General features: G+C 43.5%; 16 protein-coding genes. 2 read left to right on the top strand and 14 right to left on the bottom strand.

The genetic code is table 11. The features are described 5' to 3' along the window. Positions 1 to 611: 611 nt before the first annotated feature. From hpaC to map, 14 genes are all read right to left on the bottom strand, one after another. Entirely contained in the window at positions 612 to 1,112 is a 501-nt protein-coding gene (gene hpaC / locus RDO37_RS00510; protein ID WP_281709501.1) for a 4-hydroxyphenylacetate 3-monooxygenase, reductase component, read from the bottom strand. Between the two features lie 13 nt (positions 1,113 to 1,125). Beyond that, complete coding sequence (gene hpaB / locus RDO37_RS00505; protein WP_027939213.1) at positions 1,126 to 2,688, bottom strand: 4-hydroxyphenylacetate 3-monooxygenase, oxygenase component; 1,563 nt, start codon at positions 2,686 to 2,688, stop codon at positions 1,126 to 1,128. Positions 2,689 to 3,566: 878 nt separating this feature from the next. Further along, complete coding sequence (locus RDO37_RS00500) at positions 3,567 to 4,619, bottom strand: helix-turn-helix domain-containing protein (RefSeq protein WP_308497742.1); 1,053 nt, start codon at positions 4,617 to 4,619, stop codon at positions 3,567 to 3,569. 953 nt (positions 4,620 to 5,572) lie between these two features. After that, entirely contained in the window at positions 5,573 to 6,934 is a 1,362-nt protein-coding gene (hpaX, locus tag RDO37_RS00495; protein WP_308497741.1) for a 4-hydroxyphenylacetate permease, read from the bottom strand. Positions 6,935 to 7,375: 441 nt separating this feature from the next. Next, on the bottom strand, positions 7,376 to 8,176 hold the full coding sequence (hpaI, locus tag RDO37_RS00490; protein WP_308497740.1) for a 4-hydroxy-2-oxoheptanedioate aldolase: 801 nt from the start codon (positions 8,174 to 8,176) through the stop codon (positions 7,376 to 7,378). Positions 8,177 to 8,675: 499 nt separating this feature from the next. Then, the gene (gene hpaH, locus RDO37_RS00485) at positions 8,676 to 9,482 is read right to left on the bottom strand and encodes a 2-oxo-hept-4-ene-1,7-dioate hydratase (protein ID WP_027939216.1); all 807 of its coding nucleotides are present in this window, start codon (positions 9,480 to 9,482) and stop codon (positions 8,676 to 8,678) included. 9 nt (positions 9,483 to 9,491) lie between these two features. After that, positions 9,492 to 10,958 (bottom strand): NAD-dependent succinate-semialdehyde dehydrogenase, encoded by a 1,467-nt coding sequence (locus RDO37_RS00480; protein ID WP_308497739.1) that lies wholly within the window; start codon positions 10,956 to 10,958, stop codon positions 9,492 to 9,494. A 288-nt stretch (positions 10,959 to 11,246) separates the two neighbouring features. Next, complete coding sequence (locus RDO37_RS00475) at positions 11,247 to 12,452, bottom strand: Bcr/CflA family multidrug efflux MFS transporter (protein ID WP_308497738.1); 1,206 nt, start codon at positions 12,450 to 12,452, stop codon at positions 11,247 to 11,249. Positions 12,453 to 12,794: 342 nt separating this feature from the next. Continuing rightward, complete coding sequence (locus tag RDO37_RS00470) at positions 12,795 to 13,190, bottom strand: hypothetical protein (RefSeq protein ID WP_027939219.1); 396 nt, start codon at positions 13,188 to 13,190, stop codon at positions 12,795 to 12,797. A 9-nt stretch (positions 13,191 to 13,199) separates the two neighbouring features. Further along, positions 13,200 to 14,081: a 3,4-dihydroxyphenylacetate 2,3-dioxygenase gene (gene hpaD / locus RDO37_RS00465; protein WP_308497737.1), complete on the bottom strand. Its 882-nt coding sequence runs from the start codon at positions 14,079 to 14,081 to the stop codon at positions 13,200 to 13,202. A gap of 465 nt (positions 14,082 to 14,546) precedes the next feature. Beyond that, positions 14,547 to 16,010 carry a 5-carboxymethyl-2-hydroxymuconate semialdehyde dehydrogenase gene (hpaE, locus tag RDO37_RS00460; protein ID WP_308497736.1) on the bottom strand — a complete coding sequence of 488 codons (1,464 nt, stop codon included), beginning with the start codon at positions 16,008 to 16,010 and terminating at the stop codon, positions 14,547 to 14,549. Next, a complete protein-coding gene (locus RDO37_RS00455; protein WP_308497735.1) occupies positions 16,010 to 16,783 on the bottom strand; it encodes a fumarylacetoacetate hydrolase family protein in 774 nt (257 codons plus the stop codon). The genes hpaE and RDO37_RS00455 overlap by 1 nt, the downstream gene beginning before the upstream one ends. A 13-nt stretch (positions 16,784 to 16,796) precedes the next feature. Then, the gene (locus RDO37_RS00450) at positions 16,797 to 17,408 is read right to left on the bottom strand and encodes a fumarylacetoacetate hydrolase family protein (RefSeq protein WP_281709833.1); all 612 of its coding nucleotides are present in this window, start codon (positions 17,406 to 17,408) and stop codon (positions 16,797 to 16,799) included. Positions 17,409 to 18,513: 1,105 nt separating this feature from the next. Next, positions 18,514 to 19,317 carry a type I methionyl aminopeptidase gene (gene map / locus RDO37_RS00445; protein ID WP_308497734.1) on the bottom strand — a complete coding sequence of 268 codons (804 nt, stop codon included), beginning with the start codon at positions 19,315 to 19,317 and terminating at the stop codon, positions 18,514 to 18,516. 709 nt (positions 19,318 to 20,026) lie between these two features. Here map and RDO37_RS00440 point away from each other — a divergent pair. Together RDO37_RS00440 and RDO37_RS00435 are read left to right on the top strand one after the other, a co-directional pair. Then, entirely contained in the window at positions 20,027 to 20,194 is a 168-nt protein-coding gene (locus RDO37_RS00440; protein ID WP_308497733.1) for a transporter substrate-binding domain-containing protein, read from the top strand. 1,977 nt (positions 20,195 to 22,171) lie between these two features. Beyond that, a complete protein-coding gene (locus RDO37_RS00435; RefSeq protein WP_308497732.1) occupies positions 22,172 to 23,011 on the top strand; it encodes a transporter substrate-binding domain-containing protein in 840 nt (279 codons plus the stop codon). Positions 23,012 to 23,150 lie beyond the last annotated feature (139 nt).

Raw genomic sequence — 23,150 nt, 5'->3', positions numbered from 1 at the left:
TTGCTTTCGTTAATACACGTACAGCGATAAGTACGACAGCCCAAAATGGATCAAGAGCATAGCAATGCTAAGTAACACAATCTATGGGGCGGGCGCTTGGCGCAATTATCTTTGGTTAGTGAGTCAATTGCTTGGGTAAGTTAGGCAATTTCTTGGATAAGCGTGCAAATTACTTGGATTAGAGAGTAGGGCTTTGTCTTTTTGTGGGTAGCAAGATGGCGTTACTTGATAAGAGGGAGCTTATTTTAGATGAGAAAAAGGCCTTTAGCATGGATGTCCCATGGAGTTATTCAGGTGCTAGAGAACCTGTGTTGGTCTTCACCAGTGCAAAAGGCCAATGAGGTAGTTAAAACAAGTGCACTATGCACATCTGAGCAACAGCAACTATGGCAAATTAAAACTGTCGCCAATCTAGGCATAGTGCATCTTATAGTTAGAACAAATCTTGATCTAAAACTAGATCTATTTGCATGTATTCATGCTAGACCTAACAAAGCAGCCGCAAAACGACTGCTTGATAGTTGGTGTCCGTCATCTAAGAGTTTGAGCGCTTAATGGCGATCCTTGGCTCTTGAAGACGATCCTTGACTCTTGATGACAATCTTGACTAATTACTCGCGAGAGAGAGTCTTGAATTTGCGAGCAAAGTACATCAGAGCATCCTTTTCACGGACAACGATGTTCTTAAGCTCAACAAAGTACAGATTGTGGGTACCGAGCTCGTCTCTCTTGCAGATCTCGCCTTCTAATGATGAGATCGCGCCGGTGTTAACTGGCAGACCAAGCTTGCCACTTTCCCATGATGGGTCGGCAAAACGCTCTTCCATGGTGGAGCCCTTCATGCCTGCAAAGTGGGCTGCAACTTCTTCTTGAGAGTCAGACAGGACGTTAATACACATCTTGCCATTGCCCTGGAAGGCTGAGTTCATCTCAGACTTCTTGTTAACAGCTACTAATACAGTTGGAGGGGTGTCGGTAATGGACATTACTGCAGTTGCAGTGATGCCGCACTTACCTGCTTCACCATCGGTGGTGACCACGTTTACTGCAGCGGCCAGGTTGGCCATTGCATTTCTAAACTCAAGACGCATGCTCTCGGTGTCGTTAGTCATAGTTCTTCCCTAATTATACGAGGTCGCCGATTTTTACGAGATCGCAGTTGTTGTGGTAGATTGGGGTTGTCCAGCCCTTGCGATCGTAATCAGCTAAGCAACGATCTACGAGGTCGGTCATCTCCTTCATGCAGCCAGAGGCCTTAGCCTGACGGAGAGTCTGCATACGGATTTCGTCTTGTGAGCCGGTGTAGTTGATCTCATAGAGCTCATGACGACCGCCAAACTCTGAACCGATAGCATCCCACATTAACTTCAGGATCTTGATACGCTCCTCGAAGTCCATACCGTTAGAGCCACGTACGTACTTAGCTAAGTACTTCTCGATCTCTGGGTTCTCCATATCGCGGATAGATGATGGGAGGTAAACCAGACCAGAGGTTAAGTTACGCTCAACGATGTTCTTGATCTTGGAGTAAGCCATTGGGGCCATTACACGGTAAGTCATGATGGACTTAGTGTCTGGCATCCAGCAGCCACCACGCCACTCAGTAGCCTCAGCGCACATTGCGTCAGTTAAGGCCCAGAAGAGGTGACGCCAGGTAACTACTTCACCTAAGTCAGCCTGTACACCACGGAAGTCTGCAACACCGGTGCACTCTAAGGACTTCTGGAGAAGACCAGCTAAGAAGTCGAGCTTAACTGCAAAACGAGTACAAGCCTGGAATGGGAACAGACGAGCGAAACCGCCTTCCATGGTCCATGAACGAGCACGGTCGAAGTCCTTGTAAATGAGCACGTTCTCCCATGGGATGAATACGTTATCAAGAACTAAGATGGCGTCGTTCTCATCAAAACGTGATGAGAGTGGGTAGTCAAATGGAGAACCAGTTACACCTGCTACGAGCTCATAAGATGCACGTGAGATGAGCTTTACACCCTCTGCGTCCATTGGAGCTACGAACATCAGAGCGAAGTTAGGATCATCACCCATAACCTGGGCAGAACCGAAGCCGATGAAGTTGAAGTGGGTTAAGGCGGAGTTGGTAGCAACTACCTTAGCGCCGGAAACAATGATGCCTGAATCAGTCTCTTTGACGAGCTTGATGTAAACATCCTTAACCTCGTTAACTGGCTTGTTACGGTCAATTGGTGGGTTAACGATAGCGTGGTTGAAGTACATTACGCTCTCTTGGATGCGCTTGTACCAGTCACGTGCGTTCTGCTCGAAACGGCCGTAGAACTCAGGGTATGCACCTAATACGTTGCCGAATGCAGCCTTGTAATCAGGGGTACGGCCCATCCAACCATAGGATAAGCGTGACCACTCAGCGATAGCATCGCGCTGCTCTTTTAACTCTTGTGAGGAGCGGGCAAAACGGAAGAACTTGTGGGTGTAACCACCAGAACCAGTGTCAGTTTCCCAGCAGAGCTTGTCATGGAGAGCTGGGTCGTGCAGGGCGTCGTAAATCTTGCCGATAGAAGCAGCGGAGTTACGGAAAGCTGGGTGAGTGGTAACGTCGTCTACGCGCTTGCCGTAAGCGTAAATCTCACGACCATCTCTGAAAGATGCGAACAGTTCTTCTTTGTTAAAAGGGCGCTTGGTATCTTTGCGGAAATCTTCGTACTTAGCCATTAGATGGAGCCTCGTTAGAAATAAGGTTATCGTGTTGATGTCATTCTATTAACTGAGGCATGGCTTTTTAATTAACAAATGGACATTTCAACCGGTACTTTTCGTTAGCTAATATCGGCCCTCATAAAGCTCATAAAAAAGCTTATTCCAAGTCACAAAACCACATGACAAGACGATAATTTCTTATCACTTGTTATGTCCATTTTTGAACATGGCATGCAACTTGTCGCAACTTTTCATCCTGTTGAAAAACTCCATCAACTATTCTGACTATCACCTCAATAAAAAGTGTGATCTACAACTATCCGCAAGTACAAATTTGACTAAAAGTACCAGTTCTATCGCATCTAATTTGCCTGGATTCACTTTTTTACACTTTACAGCGCAAGAAATCTCAAGTTGAAATTGAATGAACCACCTAAAGCTAAGAAAAGCGCTCCTATCTGCTGATAAAGTACATATTTAAGCCAATTAACCGCACTTCAGACGGCATCATCTTACATGCTAAAAAAGTCCTTAGCCACTGGGTGGATACTTTTGGCAGGAGTAATTATCAGTGATTATCAGTAATTAACTGTAATTAACAGAGCGTCCAAACTATTAGTAGATGACGACCGCAGCTGCAGTAATTGCATACAAGATCATGGCTACAACTAATTGCTTAGCTAGGCTCTCTTTCAGAAGCTGAGCATAAAAAGATAGGTTGTTAAAGGAGGGCAAGTGCAGCGACTTTGCAAAGTGCTCAATTGAAATCGAGATATAGAATGAGGCTTTGTGGGATCAAGTGTCGCTTGGTCGTGTGGATGTCACTGATGATAGGCAAATAGAGCGCAGTTATTTTCCAATGGCGCTCTATTTGATGGGGATGTTATGAGTTTTTAGGCAGGATCTTCTGCGGCGTTTTTAGCTGCCTTGGTATTGCTTGATCTTGGTTTGCGAGTCTTTTGCTTGGGAGCAGGGGTGGCGATCTGAGCAAGACCTTCTGGGGCAGGGATTAGCTCGCCAGATAAAGCAGGATCATTTATCGTGGAGATATCGCTATACATCTGTTGGATGTTGTGAGAGCGTTTACGCCACTGAGTTGGAGATTGGCCAACGCAACGAACAAAGAAGCGAGCAAAGTATGATGGGTCATCAAAGCCCAGCTCTGCTGCGATCTTAGTTACTGGGGTATCAGAATATACTAAGCGACGTTTTGCCTCTAAAGAGACACGCTCAAAGATCATGCGCTTTGGTGAAATTGAAGAGAAGCGACGACATACTTCTTTAAGGCGTGACTCAGTTACGGCCATGAGCTTGGCATAGTCTGATACGGTAAGTTGCTTAGCGTAGTTAGTCTCAATTAAGCGTACGTACTGTTGGAATAATGAAAGATCACCACAGGTAGAACCATTGCCAGTGAACTCATCTTTAAAAGAGTCATGAGTAAAGATATAGGCAAACATAGCCTGAACTACATGAGCAAGTACAATGTCTTGGCACTTTTTAGACTTATCTGCAGCTGTCTTGATGATATCGAAGAAATGGTCGAGGTTTTGATTGACCTCACCGCCTTCAGGAAAAGACAGACACATGGCCTTGAGATTAACTAAGTGCGGGTTAGTGGTACACAGATTCTCAATCATTGGGTTGAGAATGCCTTCACGAACAGTAAGCACATGACCAGTAGTTACATTAGTAGAGAAGAAGGCGTGCGGGCATGAAGGCGGTGTAAGAATGATGAGAGGAACTTTAGGAGTTAAGTTCAAGGTCGCATCAAGGTTGAGATTGATATAGCCATGATCGATATAGTGGAGCTGATAGTAGCCCTCATGACGATGCGGCTCCATAAAGCGGCCGTAGAACGAAGCCATATGGGAGAAAGTCTGATAGCTAATATCATCAAGTGTGCCGACGGTTAATTTGTCCTTGGCAACATCAATATTACGCATGATTCCATCCTTTTGATACGGCTTATTCTTGTTATCAATCGTTATTAATCACTGCTCTCAATTCATATAAGCATGCAACTAGTTACATGAGCAGCAGATGCTAAAGCTTTATTACAAAGCTCGTCGCAGTTCTCTTGGCAAACTTTCTTAGCTGTTAAGAAATTAGAGCTAACTAAGTTATTTAAGCTTTGCATGAGACAAACATAGCAAGAGTACTTATCTATTGCTCAATGAGCTGCCATAAACAAGCAAAATGCCTTATGTTTGCTAGTGAGACATAAGCATAGAGCCTTATTTAAGTGGTTTGAGGTGAAAATTTATCAATAGCCTATTTGCTTTACGCTTTTGTGATCAAGCAGGCATATAGGCCGACAAATTTGCGTGGAATTTAGCCGTTTGAGATGCTCTAAATGCGAGCTTAATCAGGTTATGACTGCTCTTTTACTTCTTTGCACTTTTTAGGTGAAGTACGACTGTTTTATAAAGCACAAAGAGTGGCATGTTTGCTTACATTAGCAGCTACTTGATGTAACTATCTTCATTAAGACTCAATTGCTAAGTAGTGGCTTGTGATCTTTGGTATCTGGCAATCAGGCTGTGCTCTAAACTTTTTTAGACGGCTCGTATTAATGTGAGCTTGTGTAGAAGAGGAGCGTGAGCAATTAACAGATTCAGATCGTTACGATTAGGAGGTGAGGTGGAGATCTTTGATTTGGTGATGAGCTTATGCCAAGGCTTAGACCTTGGCATAAGTAACTGCACAGGGCAGTTTAGAGTAGTATTAAGTACAGTCTTATTTGGTGAAAGGAATTGCTCTGTACTTCCTCGCGTTTTAGCAAGCGCTGTATAAACATCAATGATTTTAAGGCGCTTGCTTTTTATTTGGCAGGAGCTACATAGTTGTTGCTCCTACCAAATTATGCGTTAGGCATGTACTTATCTAAACGTCGCTACTATGGGGTAGCACGTGGGCGTGAGCGGGTCATTGGGATGAATAAGATCAGTATAGAACCAATGATTAGCAAGGCTGAGATGTAGATGAGTCCTGACTCGAAGGTGCCAGTCTTATCAAAGAGAATACCGATGATAAGAGGGCCGATACCAGAGCCAATATTACCTACAGAGTTAATGATAGCAATTGCTACTGCGCGGGCGTTGTCAGAGATGTTCTGATCTGGGGTAGTCCAGAAGAGCACCATCGCTGTGAATGAGCCTGCAGTTGCGATGATAATACCGACGTATTGGTACGTTGGGTCATTCATCACCGCACACATTAACCATCCAGACATCGCAATGAGATATGGGATGAATGTATGCCATTTACGCTCTTGCATACTATCTGAACTACGTGACCAGACTAACATCAGCAAGATAGTGGCAAGGTGAGGAATACCAGCCAGTATACCAATGATAGTGTTAGAGGTGTCTGCGCCAGCAACGTTCTTAATGATCATTGGAGCCCAAACGTTGGATGCTGACAGAGAGTTACACAGACAGAAGTAAGCAATAGTGTATAAAATAACTGGAGCGGTGAAGATACCTTTCCAACGGCTCTCATGCTGCAGTGCAGTGTGAGACTTTGGACCTTCTGGCTGAACTAAGGACAGACGATCTTTTTCGATCATGTCCTTTAACACTTCCTTTTCGCGATCGTTAAGCCACTGAGCCTTATCTGGAGAATCGCACAGGTAGTACCATACAAAGACACCTAAGATCACAGCTGGGAAGCCTTCAAGGAAGAAGAGCCACTGCCAACCAGCTAATCCCCAGATACCATCCATCTGCAGTAAGAAGCCAGAGACAGCAGAACCAATAGCTGCAGTAAATGGCATAGCGATAATGAACAGTGCATTAGCACGTGCGCGGAAGAATGATGGGAACCAGTAGGTTAAGTATAAAAGAATACCAGGTAAGAAGCCTGCTTCGGTAATACCCACAATCATACGAATGATGTACAGAGAGGTTGGACCTTGAGCAAACATAGTTGCTGTAGAGGCAAAACCCCACGCCACCATGATGATTGCAATCCATTTTCTTGCACCCATGATGGACAGAATAACGTTAGATGGGATACCACCGATAAGGTAGGTCACATAGAAGAGTGTCATTGCCATACCGAATGCAGTTGCATCGATACCAATGTCTTCACCCATGGTTAAGGCCGCAAAGCCAATGTTAATACGGTCTAAGAATGAGAACACGAAGAGGATGAATAAGAACAAGATAAGTCTGGTAAAGAGCTTCTTGATAACCGCCTTCTGCTCGTCGTTATATTGCTCATGTTGTTGAGCTGGATTTTCTTTTGTTAAACTCATTGTTAGTAGGGCCTTTTCAATGTTGCACTTGCATCTCAATAACCAAGTACTAACACAGTCGTTCCAGTTGCTGCTTAAACCGTTGCCCAATGGCTTATAAATGCCATTTAGTGATCGAGACAATCCAAGAAGATCACTTTTTTAAAGTGCAGATCTCTCCTGTTGCCTGATGGAGCAAACATCAGACATCAGATGATAGAAACTAAAAGGAACGGTCTTTTCACAAGTGAACTTAGCTAAGAAGGCGAGCAAAGATAACCTCTTAGCAACAAGCTAAACTTAAGTGCCTGCAAAGATGGCGCTTGAGTACTGCTCTTAAATATCAAGATTGCAAAGTGAGGGATACTTAAGAGTAAGGCACATATCAGTGTTAGCTGCCATGTGCTTAGCTTGTTCTATATGTGAAAGTATTAGCTACGATTTGCTATTTAATGGTATTGCTTAGTAAACCGAGTTTTTATCGGTCTTAAGCTCAATATCCTTGTACTTAGAGAGTAGTGATTTGGCTGCTGTTGATAACAAAGTGGTATCAACACCAACAGCTACGAATAGAGCGCCAAGTTCGATATAGTGCTTAGCCATTTGCTCGTTGGCCATTAAGATGCCTGGAGCCTTGCCTGCGTTTTTAATCTTTTTGACGCATTCTTCGATGGTCTTAACCACTTGTTCGTGGTTTGGATTACCCATGTAACCCATGTCAGCAGAGAGATCTGCAGGTCCGATGAAAACACCGTCTACGCCTTCTACTGATAAGATTTCATCTAGATTGTCGACAGCCTCTTTGGTCTCAACTTGTACTAAAACGCAGATCTCTTCATTAGCTTTATGTAAGTAACCCTCTACGTTATTCCAACGTGAGGCACGTGCTAGGGCTGAACCTACGCCACGGATACCATCAGGTGGATAGCGAGTGGCTCTTACTGCAGCAATGGCTTGCTCTTTGTTTTGAATCATCGGAATCAGGAAAGACTGAGCACCGATATCTAAGTACATCTTGAGAAGTACAGGATCGTTGTAATTTGGTCTTACCACAGGAGCACTGCTGTATGGTGCTATGGCCTGTAACTGCGGCAGAACTGAACGCACATCATTAGGAGCATGTTCGCCGTCGATAAGCAGGAAGTCATAGCCAGTACATGCAAGCAGCTCAGCAGTATAGGAATTAGCTAAACCTAGCCACATGCCTAACTGCAGCTTTCCCTGCTGTAAGTTGTGTTTAAAAGTGTTTTTGAAAAGTTCCATGTTTTCACCGAAAAGTGGGCGGAAGGTTAGCAGGATGCTTTGCAACTAATCTTGTTTAAAAGCTCTCAAAGCCGGTCTTTGCTACCCGCAACGCTTGTGGTGTGGAGTACTATGCAAACTTAAGTTTGCGTCTGTTCAATCAATAGCAAAGTTGCCTTTGCTACTTTGATGCGTCCCATTGGCTCATATGACGCATCTAAAGCACTCTTAGAGCATTTGACTTTGATTCAAATGCCTTGGTGTGCCTCTTCGTATCTTAGGGCCCATGTGATCTTTTAAGCCAAGGCCAATGCTGCGGATAAATGCATCAGCCTTGTTGCTCTTAAGCTAAGTTTCAATCAAGCCTCAAGCTAGAGCTGCAAGCAGTGTGCGCTGTTGCTTTGTGCGTTAAGCTTTTGCTCTAAGCAGTGAGAGCTTGTGCCTCATGCTTTTGCATTTGCCTAGCGCTTAAAGCTTTTGCTTTGTGCTTTAAGCTTTTGCTTTTAGCTTGTGCTGAGGCTTAGCCGAAGTAGCACTTAACAGTACCCATGTTGCCGTAATCAACGAAGAAGGTATCGCCTTTCTTAGCAGGGATAGGGATAGTGAAGGAGCCAGATAAAATGATCTCGCCAGCCTTTAACTTCTCACCATATGGGTGAAGTTTGTTAGCAAGCCAAGCTACACCTGTTGCAGGGTGGTTTAAAACCGCTGCTGCAACACCTGACTCTTCAATAGAACCGTTACGATATAGCAGAGCACTTACCCAACGTAGGTCTAAGTCCTCTGGACGAATTAAACGACCGCCTGTGATTACGCCGGCATTGGCAGCGTTATCAGAGATGGTGTCGAATACCTTACGAGTACGACCAGTCTCTGGATCAGTGTTTGGACAACGAGCATCGATTAACTCTAAAGCTGGCTGAACAAACTCAGTGGCGCGGTAAACGTCGTAAATTGAGCAATTTGGGCCTTCTAAGTCTTTGCCTAAAATAAAGGCCAGCTCTACCTCGATGCGAGGTACGATGAAGCGATCAGTTGGAATGGTATCGCCATCGTGAAAGAGCATGTCGCAAAGCAGAGCACCATAATCTGGTTCAGTAATGTTGGAGCTGCGCTGCATTGCCTTAGAAGTAAGACCGATCTTGTGGCCGATGATCTTGCGACCTTCTTCTTCGGTCTTGATACGCACCCATTCACGCTGGATGCTATAAGCATCTTCAATGGTGATCTCTGGGTACTGAGCTGAAATCTGGCGAATCTGGACACGGGTCTTTTCGGCCTGGTTCAGATCTCGGGCTATTTGATTAATGACAGAAGTGTCAAGCATTACAATCTCCTACTTATCAATGGCACCTAAGCATATGTACTTAATCTCTAAGTACTCTTCGATACCATAAGCTGAACCTTCACGGCCTAAACCAGACTGCTTAATACCGCCAAAAGGTGCGACCTCATTTGAGATAAGGCCGGTGTTTACACCAACCATGCCGCTCTCTAAAGCCTCAGATACGCGTACGATACGACCGATATCGCGGCTGTAGAAGTAAGCAGCTAAGCCAAACTCGGTGTCATTTGCCAGAGCAATGGCTTCTTTTTCATCTTTAAACTTGAACAGTGGGGCTAATGGGCCAAAGGTTTCCTCTGAGAAGACCTTCATGTCCTTGGTGACGCCGGTGATTACGGTTGGCTCATAGAAAAGAGCACCCTTTTCATGGCCCTTACCACCAGTTAAAACACAACCACCGTTGTCTTTAGCATTGCTTACGTGATCTTCAACCTTAGACAGAGCATTGGCGTTAATGAGCGGGCCAATCTGTACGCCTGGCTCGTTCCATGCGCCGATCTTTAAGGTAGCTACACGTTCAGATAGTTTCTTGGCAAAAGCGTCATATACACCCTCTTGTACGAAGATACGGTTAGCGCATACGCAAGTCTGACCAGCGTTACGGTACTTAGCGATCATTAAGCCATCAATTGCATCGTCTAAATCAGCATCATCAAAGACGATAAATGGAGCATTACCACCGAGTTCTAAGGAGAGCTTCTTAACCGTGTCAGCACATTGCTGCATTAAGATCTTGCCAACACGAGTGGAGCCAGTGAAGGTAAGTTTCTTAACAATTGGGCTTTCGCACATGGCCTTGCCAGTGCCAACTGCATCTTTAGATGGAATGACGCTAAAGACACCGTCAGGAATACCAGCTTGCTTACCTAAATATGCTAAAGCTAGTGCAGATAATGGGGTTTCATCAGCAGGCTTAAGCACGATGGTGCAACCAGCTGCTAATGCTGGGGCCACCTTGCGGGTAATCATGGCATTAGGAAAGTTCCATGGAGTAATAGCAGCAACTACACCGATTGGCTGCTTAATGGAGCTCATACGGGTAGTGCTAAGCGGAGACTGCATGGTAATGCCATTGATGCGCTTGCCTTCTTCAGCAAACCATTCAATGAATGAATTACCATAAGCGATCTCGCCTTTAGCCTCAGTATGACCCTTACCTTGTTCAACAGATAATATGGTTGCCAGATCGTCGATGTTCTCGTTAATGAGCTCAAACCACTTTCTTAAGATCTGGGCACGGCTCTTAGCTGTGGTGGTCTTCCAGGACTCAAATGCAACTTGCGCATCGGCAATAGCTTTGTAGGTATCTTCAACAGTCATGTCTGCAACTTCAGCTACAACGTTGCCGCTAGAAGGGTCGGTTACAGCAAAAACTGCTTTAGAAGATGAGTCCACAAACTGACCATTGATAAAGCCTTGCTTTTGCAGTAAAGCAGGGTTCTTTAACAGTTTTTCCATTTTGATATCAATCCTCAAGGGAGCTTACTTACTACAGCTAAGAAACAAGCTAATTAATCTTTTACATGTAACGATTGAGCTTATTAGGCTCATCGGTCTTTAAATCTTTGTGTCGCGTTAACTGTGTGTACCTGCGTCAAATCAGACCAACAAAGATAACTTTGTGTACCTGCGTCAAATCAGACCAACAAAGATAACTTTGTGTACCTGCGTTAAATCAGACCAACAAAGATAACTTTGTGTACCTGCGTTAAATCAGACCAACAAAGATAACTTTGTGTACCAGCGTTAACTTGATGCCTCTTCGTTAGTCTTGGTCTTTTTAATCATGAATTGATGACCAAAGGACAGGGATGCGAAGATGAGCATCATGAGCGTCATGGCCCAAGGGCTGTCATCTTGGAATACTGAAACCAAATATGACGATAAACATCCAGCAGCAAATTGAGACGAGATCGCCAGTGCTGATGCACTGCCAGCCATGTTGCCGCGTTGTTCAAGCAACAATGATAAGGAGTTAGCGCCTAATGCATTGGTCATCGAAATAAACAGCACTACGCAAGTAACCACGATGTAGACATTAGTTTCATTCAAGATGAACAATGCTGCTCCAGCTACTAGCTGGAATGTAGTTTGGAAAAATATGATCTGCCTTAAACTAAAGCGATTGATTAATCGCATGTTGATAAGGAGCATCACAATCATGCCGACGACATTGAGCAAAAATAAGAATCCGTAGTAGTGATCTGGGATACCAAAGTACTCAATGTAAACGAACGGGGAGCCCGCGATAAACGCGAACATCGCGCCGAATGAGAAAGCAAACACACCAATGATGCCCATGGCATCTGGGGAGGTTAGCAAGGTTGCGTAATTCTTAATCGACGTCTTGAAGATCGATGCATTACCATCTTGCTCTTTTACAGTCTCAGGAAGAACGAAGATGATGATGGTAAAAGCTATGAATCCTATAATCGAGAGCGCATAGAAAATGGAGCGCCAGCCAAAGAAATACAGTAGATAGCCACCTAACACTGGTGCAAGTAGAGGCGCTATCATCGTGACTAAGGTCATGAGCGACATTACTTTTGGCAACGTCGATGGGTGATACGCGTCTCTGGCGATCGCTCGTGCCATAACAATGGCTGCTGCAGATCCGAACGCCTGGGTAAAGCGGAGGAAAATGAACAGCTCAGCGTTAGGAGCAAAAGCTAAGAAAACTGATGAAATAACGAAGATCATCAGTCCTACAATCAACAGCTTGCGTCTGCCAATTACATCTGAAAGTGGACCGTAGATGAGCATGGACAGGCAGAAGCCAGAGAAGAATGCAGAGAGAGAATGCTGAATCTGCGCTTGAGTGGCTCCTAAATCTTGCGTAATGGTTGGGAGCGCAGGTAAGTACATGTCAATGGACATTGGTCCAAATGCCACGAGAGATCCTAGCAGTGGGATAAAGAACTTCCCGGGTTCTCCATTAAAAGCTTTGGGCATATAGACTCCTTGTCTGTGCAATGTTTACCTAACAATCAAACGTTTAAAACTTATGAACCATGCCTAAAACTTAGGTTCTAGTTCACTAAGATACCAAGCAGTGTTCTTAAACTTGAGTCTTGCTCACGCTCTATTGCTCTGCTTGGATTTTGGAAACTTTCTGCTATTAGCTCTGATAATTTTAAACCATCATTTGCCTAGCAGTGGATGCCTGTGCAGTGCCTGTGCAGCATCATGCTTACGTCGTGCGTTAGTTAAACACGCGCCAGATTAGTGCGTGTGTATCTGGCGCGTCGTAGACTTATAAAAAACTGTGTGTCGCTACAGCTTGATATCCGACTACTACGATGGTTGCTGTGTTTTAAGGAATGCGTGTACGTTGTTCTTCTTGAAATTGAGCACAGGATCGAGCTCTTGCATTTCAAAGGAGAGAGCAAGCAGACGCTTTGATTGCAGTTCTGCAAAATGATCAGTAATTACTGCAAAAAGTTTTTCGCCTGCGGCCTTACGTGTTTCAAGATCACGTCCTGAACCGATTTTTAAAGTCATGTGCACGAAGGCATAATCGTGTGCGCCATCTGCCATGCGATAGGTGTCCAGGAAAATTGCGCGTGAACGAATACCACCTAATGGGAAAACACCAGTTGAGGCTAAGCAGTCATTGACCTTTGCAAAGAGCTCATCGAGCTTTGCTTCTTGTTTGATGTTGGCAGTGCACTCGGCAATAAAATGCGGCATAGTTTCCTCTTAAGCGCTTTGACGCTGTTTGATTGACTCAGGAATTGGGAACTCACAGATCACCTGACCAGTACCTGATGATGGGAACAGAGGGCAGATAACATCAACCTTCTCTTTGTACTGATCCCAGCCTAACAGGCCTAAGAGCATTACGGTGTCATGCATTGCGCCTTCACCCTGGCAAGCTACTGCATACTCAGGAAGCATCTTGCAGAACTCTTCAAAACGACCCTCGGTCCAGAGCTTCATAACATGCTCATCAACCTGACGATTGAACTCGTTGGTGAAAGCATTTAAGCCCTCTTCAGCACGGTGATCTGGAATAAAGTAATGGGATAAAGAGCCTGATGCGATTACACCAACGTTGCCGTCATAACGCTCAATAGCAGTTAACAGTGCTTCACCCATCTTGCGAGAATCGCTGTGCAGGTGAGAGGTTAAGAATGCTGCGATTGAAACAACCTTAAAGTTGCAGCCTTCAACCTGACCCATGTAACGCATTGGCACTAAGGTAGCGTATTCAAGCTCAAGGGAGTCTATTTCATGGCCCATGGCGCGAACACCGAGCTTACGTGCCTCTTCAGCGATTAACTGACCTAAAACAGGGTTGCCAGTGTGCTCAAATGGCATGTCATGGATGAAGTGAGGTAATTCGTTGGAGGTGTAGGTACCCTTAAAGTGGCTGCCACAGTTGATGTGGTAAGCAGAGTTAACCAGCCAGTGAGTATCAAAGACAACTACAGTATCAACGCCACGATCCATCATACGGCGAGCAATTTCGTGCAAGCCGTCGATTGCTGCTTGACGGCAGCCGTGATGCTTGCCTGGTAATTCAGACAGATATAAAGAAGGAACGTGAGTTGCCTTACAAGCGAATACAAGCTTTCCCATTGTGAACAAGTCCTTGTGATGCCCTCATAACAACGTAGTGTCTGAGTGCAAGAAATCTATTAACTGAGCTCTATTAGCTAGCAGTAAAAAGTGCGACTAGTAAGAGCATCTATAAGAAACTTTCTGATGGGAGATCAGAGAGTTTTTAAAGTAACTTTTTGCTAAAACCTAGGTAGTGCAACTTAAATTAGGCGTTAAGTTTCAAAAACAACACCTTGTGTAACAAAGACTTAAAAGCACGGAGATCAACAAGTTTAAGATGTTTGTGGTGATCTCTGTGAGTGCTTTTAAGTCTGTTTGCTTTCTCCATGTGCCATTGAGGCTACTTGCTTAGCGCCTTGCCATTGAGGCCACTTGCTTAGCACCTTGCCATTGAGGGTACTTGCTTTAGCATCGTGCCGAACTGGCTTGTTAGCGCCTCTACCTAGGCTTTATTGTGCTTTGGGAGTTAAACCTTTGGTTTAACTAAACGCCCCAACGTGGGATTGGGTGATCGCCAAAGGAGATACATACGTTCTTAACTTCAGCAAATACCTCAAAGGAGTACTCACCGCCCTCACGGCCAACACCAGAGGCCTTAACGCCACCAAATGGCTGACGGAGGTCACGTACGTTCTGAGTATTGACGAAGACCATACCTGCCTCAATTGATGAGGACAGACGTAAGATCTTGGAGATGTCCTGAGTCCATACGTATGAAGCCAGACCGTACTCAACGTCGTTAGCCATAGCCAGGCCTTCTGCCTCGTCCTTAAATGGAATTAAGCAAACAACAGGGCCGAAGATTTCTTCTTGGGCGATACGCATCTTGTTGTTGACGTTGGCAAATACGGTTGGACGGATGAAGTTACCGTTCTTGAGGTGCTCTGGGAGATCAGGACGATCTAAACCACCAGCCATTAAGGTTGCACCCTCTTCCATACCGATCTTGATGTAGCCGGTAACCTTGTCATAGTGCTGCTTGGAGATCATGCAACCAACCTGAGTGTTAAAGTCGGTAGGATCGCCAACGATTAAGCGCTTAGCACGCTCAGCAAACTTTGCTACAAACTCATCGTAAATGCTCTCTTGAATGAAGATACGAGAGCCAGCGGTGCAGCGCTCACCATTGATTGAGAAGATGGTGAATAAAGCAGCATCCATTGCGCGATCGATGTCAGTATCATCAAAGATGAGTACAGGAGACTTGCCACCAAGCTCCATGGAGTACTTCTTAATGCCGGCATTCTGCATAATGGCGCGACCAGTCTTGGTACCACCAGTGAATGAAACTGCGCGTACATCCTTGTGACGTACTAAAGCGTCACCGGCAGTAGCACCGTAACCCTGAACGATGTTGAATACACCCTTAGGAACACCAGCCTCATTTACGAGCTGACCTAAGAAGTCAGCAGTTAATGGAGATAACTCAGACATCTTTAAAACTGCAGTGTTACCTAATGCAAGGCAAGGAGCAGTCTTCCAGGTGCCGGTCATGAATGGTACGTTCCAAGGTGATACTAATGCACATACACCAACTGGCTGCAGTAAGGTGTAGTTCATCATCTTGTTATCAACAGGATAGGTACGACCGTTCATCTGCTGACAAACTTCAGCGAAGAACTCGAAGTTGTGGGATGCACGTGGAATGAGTACGTTCTTGGTCTGATGGATTGGCAGACCAGTATCCATGGTCTCAAGCTCGGCGATCTTTGAAACGTTCTGATCGATGAGTTCACCGAGGCGACGCATAATGCGAGCGCGCTCTTTCATTGGGGTGGCAGCCCACTTAGGGAAAGCCTCTTTTGCAGCAGCTACTGCAGCATCAACTTCCTTAGCACCACCTGATGCTACCTCAGCGATAACCTCACCAGTGGCTGGATTTAAGTCCTCAAAGTACTCGTTTGATGCAACGTTCTCACCGTTGATCCAATGATTTACCTTCATCATTATGCAAGGCTCTCCTCGTATTGTTTTTGGGTAATGATGGTGTTGGCGAGTCTTCCCACGCCCTCGACTTCAACCTCAACTAGATCGCCGTGTTTAACATCTGACAGACCCTTTGGAGTGCCTGTAGCGATCATGTCGCCCTCATTGAGAGTCATAAACTCAGACAGATAAGAGATCAAAAACGGAATTGAGAAGATGATGTCTTTGGTAGTGCCTTCTTGGCGCAACTCACCATTAACAAAAGTTCTGATTGTAAGGTTGTGTGGATCCTTGATGTCATCGCGATCCACAATCCAAGGGCCTATTGGAGTGCAGGTATCGCGGCACTTTACCTTTAGGTTTGGTCGGTAGTAGTTCTCAAGATAGTCACGGATTGCGTAGTCGTTGCAAACGGTGTAACCAGCAACGTAGTCCATGGCCTCTGACTCTTTGATGTTCTTACCAGACTTGCCAATAACTACGACAAGCTCGCACTCGTAGTGCATGTAATCAACGTTGTCAGGGCGTACGGTAACGCTCTTGTGACCAGTTAAGGTATTACGTGCCTTTAAGAACACTAATGGTTCTTCTGGGGCTTTGAACTCGAGTTCAGCAGCGTGGTCAGCGTAGTTCAGACCTAAAGCGAACATGGTGCCTTCACATGGAGGCAGGAACTTTACGCCGTCATCATTAAGTGAAATCTTCTGACCAGTGCTCTCATCAGTGAGCACATCGTCGTTATCGATATAACCTACAAACTCGCGTCCTTGGTATGCAATCTTGGCCTTTCTCATTGTGCTCTCCTAATTAGTTGACCTTAGTTACTAAGGTTTCAAAGCCGCTTGCTTTGATCTCTACTGTGTCGCCTGCTTGAATGGCTACACGAGTTTGAGGAGTGCCCATAAGAACCATGTCACCTTCTTGTAAGGTCGCAAAGTCAGTCAGAGCTTCTAAAATCTGACCAGCATTACGTACATAGTCAGCAGTTGAGTAACTGTCCTTTAGCTCACCATTAATGTAGGTTTCGATGGTCACGTTATCAGCATCAACATTGGTGGCCATTGAACCAACAGGGCAAGACTTGTCACGGCACTTGGCCTTAACAGCTGGACGGTAGAAAGAGCTCTCTGCTAAAGAGATTTCGTTGGCAAGTGCAAAGCCCTTAATGTATTGAGCTGCATCAGATGCATTAATACGGGTAGCGGTCTTGCCAATGACAATTGCGATGGTTCCGCCTGAGAAATACTGCTCGCCCTGATCTAAAGTGATCTGACCATCGGTGTTATAAGTGTTGCGTGGCTTGATAAACCAAACGGCTTTTTTAGGCAGAGCTTTGTAAGGAGCCTCCAGAAATGTGTCGTGCCAGTGTTCAGTCTGGCTCTTGTGATTTAGTGCTATTGCAAAAACTGTCGGATACATTAGATGGAAACCTCGAGCGGGAATTAATTCGTTTGTTGCAACATTGCATAGCATTGGAATAAGAAATGTGACGGCTATCCCACTCAATTCAATTTCTTAGCGGCGTCTATTTGAGATGTTTTTGATAATGTTTTGCATTGAAAGTGGGATCTACAACAAATTGAAAAAGACGCTATTTATGCCGCTAATGCCAGATATTTGGGGCTAGATTAGCTAATTTGCATCTTAGGTAGTTAAGGGGCTGTTAAAGATAGGTTTGTGATCTTCAACGCACAAGGCAGATTACTAGTTGATTAAAAGTTGTCAGTTGATTCTTAGCATCAGTTGATATGCCAAGTTGCACAAAGTGCCTCGATGTCACTACGAATAAAGACGATAAATAAGGGATTTGTTTGCCGTACAAGTGCGTATAAATGGCTATTTGTGATCTAAGTCATGTGCAACTTTTATCAAGAGAAGATACTTGTGTGCATAAAATACGTATAAATCAGATAAATATGCGCTTTGTGCAGGGGGTTAACAAATTTTGCACCATATTGGGATGAAAAATAAACAGCTTTTTACCTTTGTAAAGCCAGAAAATGACAAAAAAAGACAAGTAAGTACTGAATAACCATTTCTCTTGCTAAAAGTACCAGTGATTTTTAATGTTTGTCCCACCTAAAAAATCATAAACCCCATAAATACGCCATTTATGCGTCAACGGTAGCTAGCCCACTAAACCCAAAAGTACCAACCGAATCACAATGAAGTTTACTAAAATCCTCTTGCTCATTGGCCTCCTAGCCATTTGATGCAAAACTATAAGTACCTACTGACTAACGAAAAGTACCGGTAGCAAAATCAAAAATTGCCAATCTAAGAACCAATAGCAGATATACACACCAAAGGGATACAGCTAAGCTGTTATCTATCAGCCGTAATCGATTTTTACTTAACTAACAATCATCTCACTTGCAGCAAACACAAATTTATAAGCGGTAAATGCAAGCAGTGCATCAAAAGTTGGGAAACTACATTCGCCCAAAATGACAAAGCCCGTGATCTTAAAAAAGAACACGGGCTTTGTAATATAAAGGAACAACAATCGCGTTGTTCTTAGTAACTATTTGCGGTTGTGCATGATACGAGAGATGATACCTGCCTCTTCTTCCTCGGGACGGATGGTGAAGATCTCGCAGCCATCTTCAGTAACTAAGATAGTGTGCTCAAACTGAGCTGAGGGAGACTTATCTGCTGTGGTAACAGTCCAACCATCCTTCTTGTTAACCTTGCACTTCCAGGTGCCGGCATTAATCATAGGCTCGATAGTAAAGGTCATGCCTGCAGCTAAGATGACAGAGTTTTTGTTGCGATAGTGAACTACGCTTGGCTCGTCATGGAAGGTATTGCCAATGCCATGGCCGCAGTAGTCACGCACAATCGAGAAGCTCTCTTTATCAGCGATCTTCTGAATGACATCACCAATGTCCATAAGATTAGAGCCATGGTGAACAGTCTTTAGCGCTTCATACAAACACTTTTGGGTGGTCTCAACTAAACGATGGTTAAGCGGAGTTGTTTTGCCGCCCACGATGAACATCTTTGAGGTGTCACCATAATACTTGTCTTTAATAACGGTAACATCGATGTTCACAATATCGCCTTGCTTTAGCTTGTAGTGGCCAGGGATACCATGGCATACAACTTCATTTACGGAGATACAGGTGCATTTTGGATAGCCGTGGTAGCCTAAGCATGCTGAGATGGCTTTCTGCTCATTAGTAATATAGTCCATGCAGATGTCATCGAGCTCACCAGTAGTCACACCTTCTTTAATATAAGGCTCAATCATAATCAGCACATCGGCAGCTAACTTGCCAGCAACGCGCATCAGTTCGATTTCACTTGGGCTCTTCAGGTTAATCATCTCAACTTCCATTAAAAGGTGTCTATTTAGTTATTGCTAGCTACCTTATACCAAGCAACATGTGACTCATAGAACATCACGCAAGCGCTTAATACTCAGAACACTAGCTACTGTTAGCGTTAGCTAACATAAAAACGTCACCGCTATTGTATGCCAAATCCCTTTTCTATGCACGTTTAGTTTGTCGCATCCATATTCTTTTAGCGTTTTAACATCAATATAAAGGTGATATTGGCAGAGTAGAGAAGTTGTGCAGCAACTTATCTAGTGGGTATTTAGATCTTAGTAGTTAAGTGAAATGAGCTGAAACAAAAGCAAAAAAATGCATAACCACCGATTGCCTACTACTGACGTAAAGACAGACGCCGCTGTGCGCATGCTATGTTAGATAAACGTAATATGTGCCCTTTTGACAATATGATTGCCTGAAATTTGAAGATCTACAAGAACGATTGTGCTAATGTCAAAGTGCACAACGTTAGCACTGGTTTTCAAATCATTATCTGGTACTTCATGCGATAGTGACTTACAAAAAAATGAAACTTTGTTACAAAAGCTAACGATAGTTGGATGTGGATCACTAAAATACATTAAAGATCATAAGAAGTCACCATGATGGTGCAACCTGAATTAAACTAACATACAAGATAAGATTTCATGCTTCAGAGACTAACTTATAGTTATGCACTTTCTCTGAAAGCGTTCTCACATGCTTATACAAAGATCTGAGTCAATCTTTGATGTACAAAGTGGTCAGTTCGTCTTTTACTTATCCAAGCACTTTGAGTACAAGGATGTCATCAATAAAGCTCTAAAGGATATGCAAGCAGACGGAACTATCTATCGGCTCACAAAGAAGTGGAACCTCGACTTTTAACCACAAACAAATAGTAAACACAACTCACTTTCAGTGGCAGAACCACACTTTCTGCCACTAAATACCTCCTCTAACTACCGTACGATCTTAACTATCATCTCAGACTAAATTTCAAATCACATTCCCAAAACAACTTAAAAGATCGCAGCTCCATCGCTCTGATATCTCCCCAAGAAACCCAAAAGATCGAAGCCCATTGTTATGATCTCTTCTTAAGTAACTAAAAAGATCGTGGCTCAATCGTTCTGATCTTTCTTCAAGTAACTAAAAAGATCGCGGCTTTATCGTGCTGATCTCTCCTCAAGCAACTAAAAAAGATCGAGGCTTAATCGTTCTGATCTTTTCTTAAGTAATTAACAAAGATCGCGGCTATATCGTTCTGATCTTTCCTGAAATCAACTAAAAAAGATCTTGGTGCCATCGTGCTGATCTCTCCTTAAGTAAATAAAAAAGATCGAGGCGCTGCCGTTTTGATCTCTCCTTTAGATGGCTTAAAAGACCGCAGTCCTATTATTCTGATCTCACGCCCACCAAAATACACTTTAAAAGATCGCAGTCAGCTCTCTGATTCCTTGCCAAAATAACTTAAAAGATCGTGAGCCTTGCGTTTAGGCTTGTTGACTGTAGAGGTTAAAGATCTCAGTCTCTGATCTTTCATAACCAGTGGTTTAAAGAATAAAAGCAACCATCTGAGCAAGTGAATAACTCTCAAGATAGCAAGTTTTGAACAGTCAGCGATTGGGGTGGTTAAGTCGTAGGCTTGAGCAGATCTAATTTCATTGCTTGACATCGTCACAATGTAATTGAGCCTATTTCGTTGGTTATGATCTTAAGATCATGGCATGCATACTATTTTTAGTGTTTGCAAGATAAAGCTAATACCCAATAAAGCGCCGGTGTAGTGAGCTTTAGTCTGATGTCTGGGCATAAATATAGAGCAGCATTTAGCGATAAGCTATCTAGATTAAGAAATTGCAATTGTCCCAAAAGGCTTAAATAACAGGTTAATTGATAAATGCTAATAATCTTAAAGTGATCTTTTAGCTTAATGTGTTGTATGCGGCTATGGTTATGACCGTGCTTTTAGGTGTATTTAGTGGCAGTGCACAGTTGGTAGGTTTAAGTATTGAGAATATGTCATATGTAGAAAGGGCATATTTATAGGCTATATACCCTGATAAATGGCTGAATATGCATGTGTATCTAGATGCTGTGCAATAGGTGTGCATTAATAGCAAATTTTTTTCATATAGTGGCTCTAAAATCCCAGTCTGATAGCTCAAAAAACCTTATTAGACAAGGGTTACAGTATGTAGCGCTAGCTTATTAGAGTTTGTGTAATTATTATTTGGTAAGATGATTATCTGGAACCATCAATGCATATACGCTGATTTATATGGTATTTGTAACATCAATTATCATGACTTTGTCATCATTAAAATGGCTTAAAACAAGGGCAAACTGATGGTGAGTTGGCTTGGCGATAGCAGTATTATGTTTAAATAACTTTTCTTAGTTTATGTCCTAAAAATAAGATGTCAGACAAGATCGTGATCGTGCACTTTGAGCACGAAAATAATGCGCAAGCTTAATTTCCATCTATATTTGTTTATGTGTGCTCGTGCACAGATTTAAAACTTTTCAAAAAGTGAAAGTAATTATCATGTTGCTAGTGTGTTAGATTAGTAGCTACAGAACAATGCAATAAGGAGCTCTTTCTCCATTTATGGGATCAGGGCTTTTTTTACGTCTGTTGCATTTATGGCGCTGTTATAGTGCATTTTGAATGTTGTGAACCTTTCCTTTGGATTTGTAAACCATGCTTCGTGCGAGTTATGCATGGTTGCGGCATTTTCAAGCACCGTTAGTCAGCTGTGCAATTAAGCGCTTGTACTTGTGAGCTACAACATCGCTTGTTTGTGATTATTAATACTGTAGTTGAAATTACAAAGCGCTCTAATATGGATTGGGCTTGTTATGAAGTTTAGATGTATATTTAAGAACAAGAGTTCTCGTTTAAAAAAGAGTGTTCTTGCAAGCTTTATGGCGGTTAGTGCTTTGTTTGCATCTTCTGCAGCTCAGGCTGATGGAGAACTTGAACACGTGACCCTTACCGTATTGGTTAATCCTCTCGGTGCGCCGCAGGCATTTTTAAAGGATGATTTTCAGCGACCATATGGCATTGATGTTGATGTCATTTATGAGCTGCAGCGTCGTTTAGGTTTTAAGCTGGCTGAGAATCGCATCTTTGTTCTTGATCGCCCTTCATCACAAAAGAGATTACGTGAAGGTAGCGCTGATCTTTTTGCTGGTGGTGTATCTCGCACTACTGAGCGTATGAAGACATTTGATTTTACCCCTGTGTACTATGCTTCTAGTATGGGTGTGATGTTCAATCCTAAGCGCCATCCAGATATCAAGAATGTTACTGATATCAAGGGTTTGCGCATTGGTGCATCATCTGGATCAACATCTGCTAAGTATGTTGAAATGCTCGGTGCTACGCCTGTGCCATTTACCAATGCAATTCAAGCTTACTTCCATGTCTTTACTGGTGATCTTGATGGCGTGCTCTTTGACCGTCCACCACTTGCTGGTTTTGCCCATGACATGAAGAGGGATGAGTTTGCTGTAACTCCTGAGGCAGCTTTAGGTCGTGAGTCCTGTAAGTACGCGATTATGATGCCAAAGGGATCAAAGTATAAAGACGTTATTAGCAATGAAATTTCAGAGATGATTAGCGATGGTACAATCGATAAGATTCTTTTGAAGTGGCATTCTGCTGAGATGTCAGTTTTCAATTCTGAAAACTATTAAGATTGCACTTATTAAAGTCAGTTTTTTGTCTTGACTGTAATGATGCTTGTGTACAATTCCCAATATTGTGCACAGTACATAATTTTAATCGTTAAGCAAGATGAGTAATGGTTATGTAACCGTTTCACATCCTAGTCAA

Source organism: uncultured Anaerobiospirillum sp. (assembly GCF_902485895.1).
In the GTDB taxonomy this organism is placed as follows: Bacteria; Pseudomonadota; Gammaproteobacteria; order Enterobacterales; family Succinivibrionaceae; genus Anaerobiospirillum; species Anaerobiospirillum succiniciproducens.
Note: the sequence above shows the minus strand (reverse complement) of the source record. Positions and strands in the feature narration are given on the sequence as shown.

Bases quoted from the DNA above. Each gene is read 5' to 3' on its own strand.
- hpaC (WP_281709501.1), bottom strand. From the start codon at position 1,112: ATGACTAACGACACCGAGAGCATGCGTCTTGAGTTTAGAAATGCAATG.
- hpaB (WP_027939213.1), bottom strand. From the start codon at position 2,688: ATGGCTAAGTACGAAGATTTCCGCAAAGATACCAAGCGCCCTTTTAAC.
- RDO37_RS00500 (WP_308497742.1), bottom strand. From the start codon at position 4,619: ATGCGTAATATTGATGTTGCCAAGGACAAATTAACCGTCGGCACACTT.
- hpaX (WP_308497741.1), bottom strand. From the start codon at position 6,934: ATGAGTTTAACAAAAGAAAATCCAGCTCAACAACATGAGCAATATAAC.
- hpaI (WP_308497740.1), bottom strand. From the start codon at position 8,176: ATGGAACTTTTCAAAAACACTTTTAAACACAACTTACAGCAGGGAAAG.
- hpaH (WP_027939216.1), bottom strand. From the start codon at position 9,482: ATGCTTGACACTTCTGTCATTAATCAAATAGCCCGAGATCTGAACCAG.
- RDO37_RS00480 (WP_308497739.1), bottom strand. From the start codon at position 10,958: ATGGAAAAACTGTTAAAGAACCCTGCTTTACTGCAAAAGCAAGGCTTT.
- RDO37_RS00475 (WP_308497738.1), bottom strand. From the start codon at position 12,452: ATGCCCAAAGCTTTTAATGGAGAACCCGGGAAGTTCTTTATCCCACTG.
- RDO37_RS00470 (WP_027939219.1), bottom strand. From the start codon at position 13,190: ATGCCGCATTTTATTGCCGAGTGCACTGCCAACATCAAACAAGAAGCA.
- hpaD (WP_308497737.1), bottom strand. From the start codon at position 14,081: ATGGGAAAGCTTGTATTCGCTTGTAAGGCAACTCACGTTCCTTCTTTA.
- hpaE (WP_308497736.1), bottom strand. From the start codon at position 16,010: ATGATGAAGGTAAATCATTGGATCAACGGTGAGAACGTTGCATCAAAC.
- RDO37_RS00455 (WP_308497735.1), bottom strand. From the start codon at position 16,783: ATGAGAAAGGCCAAGATTGCATACCAAGGACGCGAGTTTGTAGGTTAT.
- RDO37_RS00450 (WP_281709833.1), bottom strand. From the start codon at position 17,408: ATGTATCCGACAGTTTTTGCAATAGCACTAAATCACAAGAGCCAGACT.
- map (WP_308497734.1), bottom strand. From the start codon at position 19,317: ATGATTAACCTGAAGAGCCCAAGTGAAATCGAACTGATGCGCGTTGCT.
- RDO37_RS00440 (WP_308497733.1), top strand. From the start codon at position 20,027: ATGCTTATACAAAGATCTGAGTCAATCTTTGATGTACAAAGTGGTCAG.
- RDO37_RS00435 (WP_308497732.1), top strand. From the start codon at position 22,172: ATGAAGTTTAGATGTATATTTAAGAACAAGAGTTCTCGTTTAAAAAAG.